Origin of the sequence: Desulfobulbus alkaliphilus (assembly GCF_016918545.1) — a bacterium.
Classification (GTDB): domain Bacteria; phylum Desulfobacterota; class Desulfobulbia; order Desulfobulbales; family Desulfobulbaceae; genus Desulfobulbus; species Desulfobulbus alkaliphilus.
The window spans coordinates 21,629-35,631 of record NZ_JAFFQC010000023.1; the positions used below are offsets into that span (position 1 = coordinate 21,629).

Annotated in this window: 13 protein-coding genes; 4 read left to right on the top strand and 9 right to left on the bottom strand. The window is 57.6% G+C overall.

The genetic code is table 11. The annotated features are described in order from the left end of the window. Window positions 1-2 precede the first annotated feature (2 nt). The 4 genes from gnd to JWG43_RS12415 all read right to left on the bottom strand — a co-directional run bounded on the left by gnd (window position 3) and on the right by JWG43_RS12415 (window position 4,312). The gene (gnd, locus tag JWG43_RS12400; RefSeq protein WP_205243254.1) at window positions 3-1,028 is read right to left on the bottom strand and encodes a phosphogluconate dehydrogenase (NAD(+)-dependent, decarboxylating); all 1,026 of its coding nucleotides are present in this window, start codon (window positions 1,026-1,028) and stop codon (window positions 3-5) included. A gap of 70 nt (window positions 1,029-1,098) precedes the next feature. After that, the gene (locus JWG43_RS12405; RefSeq protein ID WP_205243255.1) at window positions 1,099-2,583 is read right to left on the bottom strand and encodes a dihydrolipoyl dehydrogenase family protein; all 1,485 of its coding nucleotides are present in this window, start codon (window positions 2,581-2,583) and stop codon (window positions 1,099-1,101) included. A 23-nt stretch (window positions 2,584-2,606) separates the two neighbouring features. Next, entirely contained in the window at window positions 2,607-3,314 is a 708-nt protein-coding gene (locus JWG43_RS12410) for a TVP38/TMEM64 family protein (protein ID WP_205243286.1), read from the bottom strand. A 20-nt stretch (window positions 3,315-3,334) separates the two neighbouring features. Then, the gene (locus JWG43_RS12415) at window positions 3,335-4,312 is read right to left on the bottom strand and encodes a glucokinase (RefSeq protein WP_205243256.1); all 978 of its coding nucleotides are present in this window, start codon (window positions 4,310-4,312) and stop codon (window positions 3,335-3,337) included. Window positions 4,313-4,623: 311 nt separating this feature from the next. Between JWG43_RS12415 and JWG43_RS12420 the strand changes: the two genes are divergently transcribed. The 4 genes from JWG43_RS12420 to JWG43_RS12435 are packed head-to-tail and all read left to right on the top strand — an operon-like array spanning window position 4,624 to window position 9,250. After that, window positions 4,624-5,658 carry an SPASM domain-containing protein gene (locus JWG43_RS12420; protein WP_205243257.1) on the top strand — a complete coding sequence of 345 codons (1,035 nt, stop codon included), beginning with the start codon at window positions 4,624-4,626 and terminating at the stop codon, window positions 5,656-5,658. Beyond that, window positions 5,655-6,323: an ATP-binding cassette domain-containing protein gene (locus JWG43_RS12425; RefSeq protein ID WP_205243258.1), complete on the top strand. Its 669-nt coding sequence runs from the start codon at window positions 5,655-5,657 to the stop codon at window positions 6,321-6,323. The genes JWG43_RS12420 and JWG43_RS12425 overlap by 4 nt, the downstream gene beginning before the upstream one ends. Before the next feature lie 21 nt (window positions 6,324-6,344). Further along, on the top strand, window positions 6,345-7,547 hold the full coding sequence (locus JWG43_RS12430; protein ID WP_205243259.1) for an ABC transporter substrate-binding protein: 1,203 nt from the start codon (window positions 6,345-6,347) through the stop codon (window positions 7,545-7,547). Beyond that, on the top strand, window positions 7,544-9,250 hold the full coding sequence (locus JWG43_RS12435; protein ID WP_205243260.1) for an ABC transporter permease: 1,707 nt from the start codon (window positions 7,544-7,546) through the stop codon (window positions 9,248-9,250). The genes JWG43_RS12430 and JWG43_RS12435 overlap by 4 nt, the downstream gene beginning before the upstream one ends. Before the next feature lie 86 nt (window positions 9,251-9,336). On the opposite strand, the gene JWG43_RS12440 is transcribed toward JWG43_RS12435, so the two are convergent. From JWG43_RS12440 to JWG43_RS12460, 5 genes are read right to left on the bottom strand one after another with little or no spacing between them, the layout of a single operon-like run. Continuing rightward, a complete protein-coding gene (locus JWG43_RS12440) occupies window positions 9,337-10,035 on the bottom strand; it encodes an endonuclease/exonuclease/phosphatase family protein (RefSeq protein WP_205243261.1) in 699 nt (232 codons plus the stop codon). A 15-nt stretch (window positions 10,036-10,050) separates the two neighbouring features. Further along, entirely contained in the window at window positions 10,051-12,186 is a 2,136-nt protein-coding gene (locus JWG43_RS12445) for a VTT domain-containing protein (protein WP_205243262.1), read from the bottom strand. A 33-nt stretch (window positions 12,187-12,219) separates the two neighbouring features. Beyond that, window positions 12,220-12,567, bottom strand: coding sequence for a P-II family nitrogen regulator (locus tag JWG43_RS12450; protein WP_205243263.1), 348 nt, complete (start codon window positions 12,565-12,567; stop codon window positions 12,220-12,222). A 10-nt stretch (window positions 12,568-12,577) separates the two neighbouring features. Then, entirely contained in the window at window positions 12,578-13,294 is a 717-nt protein-coding gene (locus tag JWG43_RS12455) for a DUF1538 domain-containing protein (RefSeq protein WP_205243264.1), read from the bottom strand. Beyond that, the gene (locus tag JWG43_RS12460; protein WP_205243265.1) at window positions 13,294-13,989 is read right to left on the bottom strand and encodes a DUF1538 domain-containing protein; all 696 of its coding nucleotides are present in this window, start codon (window positions 13,987-13,989) and stop codon (window positions 13,294-13,296) included. Before JWG43_RS12460 ends, JWG43_RS12455 begins: the two co-directional genes overlap by 1 nt. Between the last annotated feature and the right edge of the window lie 14 nt (window positions 13,990-14,003).

Sequence of the window (14,003 nt, forward strand, 5' to 3'; positions counted from 1 at the left end):
CCTCATTTCTCCCTGGGTCCTGATTTTTCCATATGGCCGCCAAACTGATAGCGCATGGCGGAAAGCAGCTGATCAGCAAACCCGGCCTGACCGCGTGAACTGAAACGCTGATACAGGGCTGTGCTCAACACCGGCGTCGGCACTCCGGCCTCGATGGCGGTGCTGATGGTCCAGCGTCCCTCGCCGGAATCGGAGACCCTGCCGGAGTACCCGTCCAGCGCGGGACTCTCATTGAGCGCCTGAGCGGTTAAATCCAGCAACCAGGAGGGAATGACGCTGCCCCGCCGCCATACTTCGGCAATATCTGCCAGATTGAAATCATATTGAAAATACTCCGGATGGCGGAGAGGCGTTGTTTCCGCATCTCTGTCCTGTTGCCTGCTGCCCACATTGGCATGATGGAGGATGTTGAATCCCTCGGCGTAGGCGGCCATCAGGCCGTATTCAATACCATTGTGGATCATTTTGACGAAATGACCGGCCCCGCTGGCGCCGCAGTGGAGGTATCCCTGTTCCGCGGTGGACCCGCTCTGATGGCGTCCGGGTGTTGGTAGAGCGGCACTGCTTCCCGGGGCCAGGGCTCGGAAAACAGGATCGAGCGTCCGTACCGCTTCCAACTCACCGCCGATCATCAGGCAATATCCCCGTTCAAGTCCCCACACCCCGCCGCTGGTCCCCACATCCAGATAACGGATGCCCTTGGCCTGCAGGGCGCGGCTCCGGCGGATGTCGTCCTGATAATTGGAGTTGCCGCCATCGACCAGGATATCGCCGGCTTCCAGCAGGGGGACGATTGTGTCAATCACCCCCTCCACCGCGGCGGCCGGCACCATCATCCAGATCACCCGCGGAGTTTCGAGACCGGCGACAAACTCCGTATACGCCAGGGTGCCCACAGCTCCCGCCTGGACAAAGGGCTCAATCGCTTCAGCCCGCCGACCATACACCACACAGGAATGCCCCTGGCGCAGCAGCCTCCGCACCATATCACCACCCATTCGACCCAGACCGATCATACCAATTTGCATATTGTCCTCCATCGGGAGTTTTTTTTGAATCCACCTGAGCGAGCAACACTTCAGCAGGCGCGATGCATGTTCAACGTGTACCCTCTTGCTTGTTATCATCTGTTTCCCAGGTACAGGCCCGACCCTTGAAGCTGAAAAAGAATTTGAGACCTTTGCGAACAGTGGCCGAAAATATTTTCGGAGAAAAAACCGAGCCGACCACCCGCTTGTTGATCTCGCCCAGGGTTGGATAGGGATGGATGGCCGAGGCAATCCTGGTCAGCCGCACCCCGCCGTTCATAATCGCCACCCACTCACTCAAGAGATCCCCGGCCTGCGGACCAAGAATCTGCACGCCCAGGGGTTTTTCTTTCCGGTCCAGCAGCAGTTTGATCCGACCAACCTCTTCTCCTTCAGCCAGGGCCCGGTCATTACCGCTGAACTCTTCGCTCCACACAGAATACTCGATCCCGGCCTTGCAGGCGCTTTTCTCGTTCATACCTATACTGGCCAGCTGGGGATGACAGTAGGTGCACCAGGGCACATGGGTATAATCGGTCTTTTTGGGCAGATGAAAAATAGCATTGCTGACCACAACCCCACCCTCATAGCCGGCAACATGGGTGAATTGATACCCGCCAATGACATCACCAGCGGCATAAATGTGTTTATGTCTGGTCCGTAGACTCCTGTTGACCGTGATGCCCTGCCGGTCAACAGCAATGTTGATGTGTTCAAGACCAAGCCCGGCCACATTGGGGGCGCGGCCGGCAGCCACGAGCAGTGCTTCGCCTTCCAAGGTCTCGGTCTCACCTGCTGCATTGGCCAGAATCACCTGACGCCTGGGACCCAGATCGCTGACCCTGGTCACCGCGGCGTTCATCCGAAAGACGACCCCTTCCCGCTCGAGTTCCTGGCGGACCAGCTCAGCCATGTCCCGATCCTCCTTGGCCAGGATCTGATCACCACGCTCGATCACCGTGACTTTACTGCCCAGACGACAAAAGGCCTGGGCCATTTCCACGGCAATGGGACCGCCGCCGAGCACCAGCATTGAGCCGGGTAGTGTATCAAGGGAAAAGAGATCACGATTGGTCAGATAGGGTGTTGTATCGAGCCCCTCGACCGGAGGAATCGCTGCTGAAGAACCGGTGGCAATGACCCAGGAACGGGCGGTTATGGCGGTGCCATCGAGATCCACTGTATGCTCGTCGGTGAACACCGGATCGCCGAACTCGACCTTTGCCCCCAATCGACAGAACCTCTCCACCGAGTCATGGTGCTGGATGGTGCTGATCACCGACCTGATCCGGTCGGCAACCTTCCGGAAGTCCACCGGTGGCGGGGTGAAGGCGGGCAGACCGAATTGTGTTGCATTGTTCATAAGATGATAGACGTGGGCGGTCTTGATCAGGGTTTTACTGGGGACACAACCGTAATGAAGACAATCCCCACCTAAGGCCGCTTCTTTTTCGATCAGCAGGGTTTTCGCGCCGAGCTGGGCCGCCCCGGAGGCCACGGTCAGTCCCGCGGCGCCACCGCCGATAATACCGATGTCATAATCATAGTCAGCCATGCTGTTTCTCCTTTGTCCACAATTTACGGCACGGTGGGATCATCGGGTGTCGGCGGGAGGTTGTACCGAGCCCGGTACCATGCCAGGATTTTTTTGACGGTCAGGGGAAACAAGCCGAGCAGGGCAAAAGAAAAGAGGACCCCCGGTGAAATGATGCCGGCCAGAGAGTCAATCCTCGCCAGTTCCTTGCCGGCGTTGACATAGACCATGGTACCGGCCAGCATACCAACCTGCGAGACCCAGAAAAAGGTGAACAGCCGCATTCTGGTCAGGCCCATGAGTAGATTGATGACAAAAAAAGGAAAAATCGGCACCAGCCGCAGGGTAAAGAGATAAAAGGCCCCTTCTTTTTCAATGCCGGCATGAATGGTGACCAGTTTGTCACCAAACCTCTGCTGAACCCAATCGCGGAGCAGAAAACGCGCGACCAGGCAGGCCAGGGTGGCGCCGATGGTACTGGCAAAGGAGACCACCAGGGTGCCGATCCAGAAACCGAACAACCCGCCCCCTGCCAGGGTCAACACCGCCGCCCCGGGCAGCGACAGGGCGGTCACAGCGATGTACACCCCCATGTATCCGGTGATGAAAGGGATTCGGTTGTGCAGGTACAGCGCCTGCAGCCTTTCATGCGATGCCTTGAGATACTCCAGGGTCAGGTATTGTCCTAAATCAAAAAAGAAAAAGGCGGCAACTCCCAGAAGGAAAACACCCGCGAGGGTGATCCGCTGCATCGTTTGTTTTCTGTTCCCGGTCACGCCCTGTCCCTCTGCTGCATACTCTGCCGGCCATAAAACGCAGCGCCCCAGAGACCGCTGTCCTCGTTGTCGATGAGAAAAACCGGGATATTGGCCAGCAGGTGCCCCATCGTCGGTGAAGCATGAAATTCCCTCTGGAAAGAGGGATGCGTCAGCAGTTCGGGGTTTTTGGCAGCTACGCCGCCGGCAACATAGAGCCCGCCCAGGGCCAGGGTATCGAGGGCATAGTCGCGGCACACACGGCCAAGGAATGTTGCCGCCCAATCCAGGGTTTCTCCAGCCCTGCCTTCGGCAAAGAGGGCAGAAACCTGCTTTGGCTCCAGGTCATTGCCGGAAAGGAACCAGTGGAGATAACGCAGGCCACGACCGGAAACCACCAGGTCACCGGTGATGACCTGCTCGCCGCTTTTGTCGCGATAGAATTCCTGGAACGCCCACTCACGCGAAGAAACAAAGGGGAAGCAGGCATGCCCTCCTTCCGAGGGCAGGGCGAGAAATCCCTGACCCGGGACCGGCACCAGGGTCGCCTTGCCCAGGCCGGTGCCGGCCCCCAGCACAGCGATGACCCCATCAGCAACTGCAGTGCCCGGTAGCACAGGGCGGGCCGCAAGGCCCACCGGCGAACGGCAGGCATAGGCCTGGGCAACAAAATCGTTGATCAGGCGAGTCTTGCGCACCAGATCCTCGGTATCAAGATCGCGCTTGAGATCGATATCCCAGGGGATGTTGGGTGGTGCGCTATAGGTCCCGTGTTCCACCGGCCCGGCAATGGCAAAAACCGAAATGTCGGCACTGGTGACGGTCAGGGGAAATTCACTGGCATGCAACTGCTCCAGCAGGTGGGCAAAGGATGTCGCCCCGGTGGTGGGCAGCCACTGTATCCCCTCAAGAACAAGGAGATCATCCTCTTCTACCCGAAATAGGGCGAAACGGCTATTGGTACCGCCGATATCCGCGGCAAGAAGCGTTGTCATCGCTGATCCTCCCTGTTGCGCTGTTCCTTGGATTCTGTATCCCTGCTGCGTTACCCGCAAAGCAGCTCAACCATCCCATAAATCTGAATCCGTGACGGCTGGACGTTTGTCTTGAACATATCTTGCTGTGATCATTATGTAATTTCAGCGAAACCCTTGACAATACCCTTCACCAGCCGTCACGGATTCAGGATCCCATAAAAAAAAGCATAAGTTTACGTTGACACAAAAACCGAACTTGTCAATCTTAATCAGATGCGCCGGCATCAGTGCCGACCGGGCCGGCCCCACCTTCACACAGGACATCCAGTATGCTCGAATCCATTTATTATGTCATCACCTGGGCCTGCCGCCGGGAATGTGCCCATTGTTATGATGATCGATTCCGACCATATACGCCGGTTGAAGTCGATGACCTGATTGCCCGGGAAAAGGCGATCCTGCCGCGCATCGTTGCCAACCTGCCGGAGGAACTGCAATATATTGATCTGGAAGATCAAGACGCAAACGGCACGTTTCCGAGCAAAAGCGGGCGCATCATTCTTTCCGGTGGCGAGGTGCTCATGGATCCGGTCCGGGAACGGCTCCTTTACCCGCTGCTGGCCATGCTCCGCGGCCGCTACGCAAGAGATGTACGCCTGGTCATCCAGACCAGCGGCGATCTGCTCACCCCGGAGATCATCAACCAACTCCTGGAACAGGGGATATGGATGATTTCGGTGTCTTCCATCGACTCATTCCACGGTGGCGAACTGAGCAGAGAGCAGGTCAGGGACAATCTCACCCGGATGTTCACCGCGGCGGGCATGCAACCCTCGGCACTTGCCGCCGGCGAACGTCGCTGGCGGGATGAAGAGGGACCGGTTTTCAGTTTTTTCGGGGCAACCCGGGATTCGTGGATCGGCAAGCTCTGGCCCAGCGGCCGGGCCTGGAAAAACGGATTGTCCACGGCCCGGTACGTGGATAATTTTTGCAACAACTGGTCCGGGGGACTCAATTTCCTCAACCTGGGCTACAGCGGGTCAGAGGTGGCCATTGACCCGGAGGGCAATGTTTATCCCTGCTGCCGGAAAACCCGGCTTCCCTACGGCAATCTCGCCGCCGAACCCCTCCGAACCATTCTGGAGCGGTTGCAGGGGCAGCCCCAATTCGAAGCAATTACCAACGGTCACCCGGAGCGCATGGGCCTGATCCATGGGATCAGCCCCGGCGATTTCATCAACCTGAGCCGGACCATCGACCCGCGCGGCAGAGCCTATGTCAACCGCTGTATCGGCTGTGACCGCCTGCACGAGAAGTATCTCGGCCCGGTCCTGGAAAAACTGCGCCAGCACGACAGACCATGAAGCATCCGGACGGACTGTTGCTGCACCGGGTGACTATTTCCCTCGGCGCTCTTGCACTGATCCCGGAAACCACCCTCACGGTGGCTCCAGGTGAAATCACCACGGTCATGGGTCCCAGCGGCACCGGCAAATCAACCCTGCTCAACTATCTCTGCGGCACCCTGGCCCCGGCATTTTCCGCAAGCGGCCAGATCTTTATCCATGGTCGGGACATATCGGCGCTGCCCATTGAAAAGCGCCGGATCGGCATTCTCTTCCAGGACGACCTGCTTTTTCCGCACATGAGTGTTGGCGAAAATCTGCTCTTTGCCCTGCCGCGGAGTGTTAAAGGCCGACACCGACGCCAGGATCTGGCGGAACAGGCCCTGGATGAAGCCGGACTTGCCGGTTATTACCAGCGAAGTCCAGGTACGCTCTCCGGCGGCCAGCGGGCCCGGGTCGCTCTGATGCGGACCCTGCTATCCAACCCGGAAATCATTCTCCTCGACGAGCCCTTTGCCAAACTGGACACGGAACTGCGTACAGTGATCCGCCAGTTTGTCTTCGCGCACATCGCTGCCCGCGCTCTGCCTACCCTGCTGGTTACCCATGACATCCGGGACGCCGAAGCCGCCGGCGGGCCGCTCTTGTCTCTCGGTGCCCGGGCAACCGATCACCAATCCTGAAAAACTATTGTGGAGGCTTATATGAAAAAAGGCGTACTGCTGACCCTGATCGTTGTTGTCGCCGCATGTATACCGGCTGCCGCCCAGGTTGCCGAAGACTGGGAAAGCATTGTTGACAAGGCCAGGGGCCAGACCGTGTACTGGAATGCCTGGGCCGGAGATGAGAACACCAACAGCTTCATCGCCTGGGTCGGCAGAAGGGTCAAGGAGGATTATCAGATTGACCTGCGGCATGTCAAAATATCCCTGACTTCGGAAAGCGTCTCCCGGGTGGTTGCCGAAAAAGCAGCGGGACGCGACACCGGAGGCTCTGTTGACATGATCTGGATCAACGGCGAGAATTTTCTGGCCATGAAGGATCAGGGACTGCTGTTTGGCCCCTTTACCCAGCTGCTTCCCAATTTCCAACTGGTGGATACCGAGGGTAAACCAACCACCATCATCGATTTCACCGTACCGGTGGAGGGTATGGAAGCACCATGGCGCATGGCGCAGATTGTCTATGTGTACGACGCGCTCCGCCTGCCCGAGCCGCCGCGCTCCATTCCCGGCCTGCTGGAATGGGCCCGGGAAAACCCCGGCCGCATCACCCACCCGCAGATACGCAATTTCCTTGGCTCGACCTTTCTCAAACAGGCACTGTATGAACTGGTCGAAGATGCCGATGTCCTCGGCAAGCCGGCCACCGATGCAAACTTCGCCACGGTCACCGCGCCACTCTGGGCATGGTATGAAGAACTCAAGCCATTGATGTGGCGCCGGGGTGAGCAATTTCCGGAAAGCGGTCCGGCCATGCGCCAACTGCTGGCGGACAACGAAATAGATATCATGATCTCCTTCAGTCCCAACGAAGCCTCCACCGCCATCAGCAAGGGTCTGCTGCCGGACAGTGTCCGGACCTATGTCCTGGATAAGGGCACCATCGGCAACACCAGCTTCAACGCCATCCCCTATAATGCCGCCAATAAGGAGGGCGCCCTGGTGGTGATCAACTTCCTGCTCTCGCCCGAGTCCCAGGCCCATGCCCAGAACCCGGAGGTCATGGGCAACTTCACCGTCCTCGATCTCGACCGTCTGAGCCCGGAGGAACGCCGGCTGTTCACCGATCTGCCCAGGGGGCCGGCCACCCTGAGTGACGCCGAACTGGGACGCCCCTTGCCGGAGCCGCATCCATCCTGGATGGATCGTATCGTTGCTGCATGGGAACAACGCTATTCCCGATGAAATCGGAGAGGCACAAAGGGTCACGTGCCCTGCGTCTGGTCCCCTGGATCACCCTGGCCCTTTTCCTGGGACCGGTGCTTGCCGGTCTTGCCGCCACCGCCCTGCCCGCATTCGGGTATCTGCCCGCCCTGGGAGGGGACCAGTTCAACCTGCATTCCTGGCAGCGCCTATTTGAGGTTCCGGGACTGACCAGGGCCGCCGGCCTGAGCCTGTGGACCGGTCTGCTGGCCACCCTGTTGACCGTCATCCTGGTCTTCGGTTTCTGCAGTGCCATGCATGACACAGCGCTGTTCCGGAAATCACAAATCATCCTCTCGCCGCTGCTGGCCACGCCCCATGTGGCCCTGGCCATCGGTCTGGCTTTCCTGATCGCCCCCAGCGGCTGGCTGGTCCGGTTAGTCTCTCCCTGGCTGACCGGATGGACCCGTCCGCCTGATATCGCCATGGTCCAGGACAGCCTCGGCCTGGCGCTGGTTCTCGGCCTGTTGATCAAAGAGGTGCCGTTCATCCTCCTCATGACCCTCAGTGCCCTCAACCAGGTACCCACCCGGGAAACGCTGCTGACGGCCCGTTCCCTGGGGTATTCTCCCGTGGCAGCCTGGCTCAAGGTCGTTCTGCCGCGGATCTATCCCCAGATCCGCTTGCCGATCTATGCGGTCCTGGCTTTTTCCATGTCCGTGGTCGATGTCGCCGTGGTCCTCGCCCCGACCACCCCACCACCCCTGAGCGTCATGGTGTTCAGAATGTTCATGGACCGTGATCTGACCATGATTTTCCCCGCTTCAGCCGGCGCCTGCCTCCAGTTTCTCCTCGTTGCCGCAGCCATAGGGGCCTGGCGACTGGGCGAGATCCTGGTGGCCCGCGGCGCACGTCCCTGGATGCTGCGCGGCCACCGTAAACGGAGCGGACCGCCCCTGTATTATGCCTGGGGAGGTCTGGTCATCAGCCTGGTGGCCCTGTCCGTGGTCGGCACCCTGACACTTGGCCTCTGGTCCTTTGCCCACACCTGGTTTTACCCCCTCGCCCTGCCCTCCGCCTGGACCCTGTCCCACTGGCTGCGCCATCTCCCCGACCTGGCCGGCCCGGCTTTGACCACCCTGTTACTGGGCCTGGCCGCCGCTTCCCTGGCCCTGGTTCTGGCCCTTGGCTGTCTGCAGAATGAACGGGTCAACGGCGTTGGTCCGGCATCGCGCATGCTGTGGCTGCTCTATCTGCCGCTGCTGGTGCCCCAGATCGCCTTTCTCTTCGGCGCCCAGATGCTGCTGGTCCGCCTCGATCTTGACGGTACCTGGCCGGCCCTGATCTGGGCCCACCTCCTGTTTGTATTCCCCTACGTCTTTCTCGCCCTGGCCGATCCCTGGCGGGCCTTTGATCCCCGGTACCGCAACACGGCCCTGGCATTGACCGGCTCGCGACTGCGAACCTTTTTCCGGGTTGAACTGCCCATGATGCTCAAACCGGTGCTCTTTGCCTTTGCCATCGGGTTTGCGGTCAGTGTCGGCCAATACCTGTCCACCATCTTTGCCGGTGGCGGCCGCTTCACCACCCTGACCGTGGAAGCGGTCACCCTGGCAACCGGCAATGACCGCCGCGTCATCGGTATTTACGCGCTGACTCAGGCAGTCCTTCCGTTGTTGGTCTATGGGATGGCCATCGTTCTGCCGGCTTTTTTGCAGCGACGACAGGAACGAAGGAACAGATGAAAGCCAGGCATCGGAAATTTCCCGACAATTGACCAGGCGTAGCCGGCCCCCCTTAAAAGCCCCCTTGGGAGGCACGCAGCATAAACTCAATGAATGTCGAGGGCAGCCACAACAGGATAGTGATCCGAAGCAACCCGGGCCAACCGACTTTTATGGACATGCGTTGCCATCACCCGTTGATGGGGTTTTATGAGTATACGGTCCAGGGCAAGAAAAGGGAAAAACGTAGGAAAAGTCAGCGGCGCAGCCAGGTGGCCAAAAGAGGCCATAATCTTCCTGAAAGGTCGCCGAATCGGCAACCACTCGTTGAAGTCCCCCATAAGGATGGTCATGTCCCGATTGCCGATGCTCTGGAGAATATCACCAAGAAATGCGTGTTGCTTTCGCCGTTCCGAAGCCCGCAAGCCCAGATGGGTGTTCAGAACACGGATAAGGCCGGAATCGGTTATCAAATCGACATCCAGAACGCCCCGTGGCTCCCAGGGCTCTATACTGATATCGTGCCTGCGAATGGCGTCAACAGGTCTATCCGTTAACAGCACATTGCCGTACGCAGCGTGTTGACGCATCAACGTTTTGCCGATTATCAACCGCATACCCAGTTCTTCAGCCAATTGTCCGGCGGAGATCCTATGCGTGCTGTGTTTGGGAAAATTAACCTCCTGCAACCCGATTATGTTCGCACCGATCTCCTGGAGGACCGAAAGCCCCCGGCCAGGATCGTACTGCTTGTCTGTGCCCACCCATTGATGGACATTATAGGTGACCGCGGTCAGGTATGACATGAAGAGAGCTCAGTCCTAGGTCAATCGACGCTTGAGCCATCTGGTAATCAGGAACAGGAAGATCAGAGCACCGGACATGATCAGGATGTTCGCCGGTCTGGGGTTGAGCAGAAAAGCCAGGAACTGGTCGGTAAAAATGGTCACGGCAAGAATGCCGGGGACCATGCCCAGTGCAGTGCCAAGCATATAATCCACAAACCGGATATGCGATGCGCCAGCCACAAAATTAATAATTGTGAACGGGGCAAGAGGCAGCACGCGCACGGTTGCCATACTGAGTACTCCATGCCGGGCAAGGTACTTACTGATGCGATTGAGACGATCGCCAGCCATACGTCGTATACGTCTCCGGCCAAGCTTCATGCCCACCCCGTAAGCGGCAGCGGCACTGCACTGGGTACCAATCAGGGCAGTAACCAGCGCGGGGCCTGGCTCCAGCAAGATAGCCGTGGCTCCGATGAGGACCGTTACAGGAAACAGCGCAAGCCCCCCGACCAGAAAAACAAGCACGATCAAAGGATACATGGTCCAGCCCGCAGCCAGCCCCTGAATGATCGCAACCAGATTTTCCCTGTTGGCGATCTCGGCAAGCGATGCAAAACGCCATGCACTCGCCAAAAGAACCAACGCCAGCACCCCCAAAGTCAGCCACAGCCAATTGCCGCGTAACCACCCTCCTTGCGAGGATGTGTCATCAGGGACAAAAAAATCCAACAGCTGATCAACCTCCAAAGGACGTTCCGGGTCAAGAACCTCGGCCTCACTGATCAATTCCGGGTACTTGTTTTCCTGGGCCTCCAGGGGAGCCAGACCCCGTTGGGCGGCTTTCTGTCGACCAGGTGTCGACAATTCATCCAACATCCGAAGAAGCGAACCGTATTTGACCGTCAACACATCCACCTCGGCCGGTGCAACGCCTAAATGTTCGGCCAGCAACTCATTGCGCACCCGGCGTATGCCGGCCTCAACGTTCGACGATCCAGCTTCAATGGCAAGATCGCACTCCGTATCCAATCCCAGAGACCGGTTACATAAATTGGCAGAGCCCACCCGTAGCAACTTGTCGTCCACGACCATCAATTTGGCATGAACCATGACGCCCTGATCACCGACCCACGGGTAAAGCAGCCTCAACCGGTTATGGAGATCAGCCATGAGCAACCTGTTGAGCACATGGATCCGCTTGGCCTCCATAACCTTGTTGCCCAACCACCCCTGTGTTTTCTTGGGGAGGATGACAACCACCTCCGGCCCCTGCTTTTCACGCAATCGCTCTTCCAGGGCCTGCAGCAAGACCGGAGAGGTGAAATACTGGTTTTCAATAAAAATCAAATGGCGAGCCGCCTGGATTGCATCCAGATACAGCGCTTCGACCTCGCGGACCTCGGGTCGCGTTTTGTATTGCGGTACCGTCCGGGAGATTGCCACCTCCACATTTTCAAACCATGGTTGAACACCGTCAGGCCAGGCATCACTGCCGCTGCTGCTGCGCACTTCCATGGTTTTTTTGGTGGCCTGGTGCCAGCGAAGTGCACAATACTGGGCCAGGGCTGAGGCAGCATTGCCGTCCACAATCATCATGGTATCGTGATATGGAGAGTAGGTGTCACCTGCCGGGGTCATGCGGCGCGGATCATCTGGTTCGTGAGCAGATGTATCCCAGCGATAATGGCTCAGGTCCATACCTCCACAAAAAGCCACCTGACTGTCAACGACAACAATCTTCTGATGATGGGAAGCACCGAAAGGATGCTCGTCATCCAGATGGAAACAAATGCTCGGGTGCGGCACCCAGCCCAGATTGAACAGCAGGTTGGGATCGCGCTCCATGCTCAACAGCATGGAGAAATCCCAGATCAAAATACGAATATCCAGATCAGGGTTGTTGCACACCGCATGATCGAGCAAAAGACCCAACTTGACAGGGAGACCATTGGATTGCGCCTGAGAGGCCGCTTCACCGCGCAGCAATGCCACCTTGCTGTGAATATCCCAGCCAAGAATGAGAATCTGTTTTTGCGCCTTCAATACGGTTTGGTGAAACGCGGCAAAATACGCTTCACCATTGATCAGCACTGCCGCACGATCCGCCCTGACCAATTGCCCGCAGTTTTTTCCGGGAGTGAGGATTCTGGTTGGCACGTAAGTCATTTGTGACTCCTTTGCCATCTGCTGAGTACTCTTTCAGAAATTTACATCGCAGACCAAATTGCCGTCGACAAGGTGACAGATCCCAGCCACCCTTTTGAGCTCGACCACAAAAACGACCCCAGTCCCCGGTTTATCAAGGCCTGCAGATTGAATGATGGCGTTGAGCACCTGGTCGGTGCGTTCCTTGGGGATGGCTGTCAGGACAATCTCTTTTTCCGGCTCAATGGGAATCCCCAGGAGGGTTTTGGTTTCATGAATACCGGCACCACGCCCCATCAGCGTGGTTCCTCCTTCGGCACCAGCCTCTTTTGAAGCCTTGATAACCGTCAGTGAATGTCCCTTGTTGACGATGGTGATGATTAAATCGTAGTGATTCATCATTGAATATCCCTCATTTTCTTGAATAGAGCAGCCCAAGAATCATAACCGAAAGAATGGGGGCCAGTGCGACCAGAGCGATGAGTCCGAAACCATCGGCAATGGCGTCCCGGTCCGGCATGGCCGTGGCGATGCCCACGGCGATGGCAAGCACAAAGGTCACTGTCATCGGCCCCGTGGCCACGCCTCCGGCGTCAAAGGCAATGGAAGTAAAAGTAGGATCGGAAAATTTCAGCATAACGAGAACAATGAGATACGCGGGAATGACCAGGTAGAGGATCGGGATACCGTAGAGGATACGCACCATGCCCAAAGCCATAAACACAGAGACCCCCAATGCCAGGGTGGCGAGGATGGTCTGCGACCGGATCGAGCCTCCTGAGGTTCTTTCTACTTCGTAGCTCAAAATGCGGACAGCGGGCTCGGCAATGGTGGCAACGAAGCCGAGCAGGAAACCGATGGGAATAATAAGCCATCGGTTCTCCATGGACCCCAGCACTTCCCCCATGGCACTACCCACGGGGAGGAATCCCACAGTGACCCCCTGGAGGAACAGGACAAGGCCGATGAAGGTCAAGGCCACCCCCTTGAGCAGATTCTTGACGTATTCAATGGGCAACTTGAGGAAAAATATCTGGAAAACCAGGAAAAAAAGGACCAGCGGTCCCAGTGCCATGATCACTTCCAGAATGATTTCTTTACAATCGAGAAAATCGAGCAGTTCGTTCATTATTGGTAGATCACACCCAGGATCATGACGGCAAGTATGGGTCCGATGGAGGCAAGCCCCACCAGACCAAACCCGTCGGAAAAGGATGACCGGCCGCCCAGGACCGCAGCCGTGCCGATCCCCAGGGCCAGGATGAAAGGCACCGTTACGGGCCCGGTGGTTACACCCCCGGCATCAAAGGAAAGGGGAACAAAGTCCGGGGGGGTGAAGAAGGAAAGAAGCAATACAATGGTGTAGCCTCCGGCAAGAAGATAGGTAATGGGGACACCCAAAATGATTCTGAGTACTGCCATACACACAAAAACAGCCACCCCAAGAGCCACCGCCAGGATGAGAATATTTTTGCTCACCGCACCTTCGGAAACAAGATCCACCTGAAAGGCCAGCACCCGAACATCGGGCTCAGCGACTGTAACCAGAAAACCAAGCAGGAAGGCAACCAGTAAAATAATGGGCAAGGAGGCTTTCTGAGGCAGTTCCGCGCCGATGGTTTCGCCCATGGGTAAAAGACCCATCTTCACCCCTTGGAGAAAAAGGGTCAGGCCGACCATGACCAGCAAGGCGCCAATGAGAAAACGCAGGAACATTGGTGTGGGCAGGGCAATGACAAACACCTGAAGGATTGTTGTCACCACGGTGATAGGCAGCACGGCCAGCAGCACTTCATACAGGTTGTCTTTCAATCGCACCGACATGCAAAATACCTCCA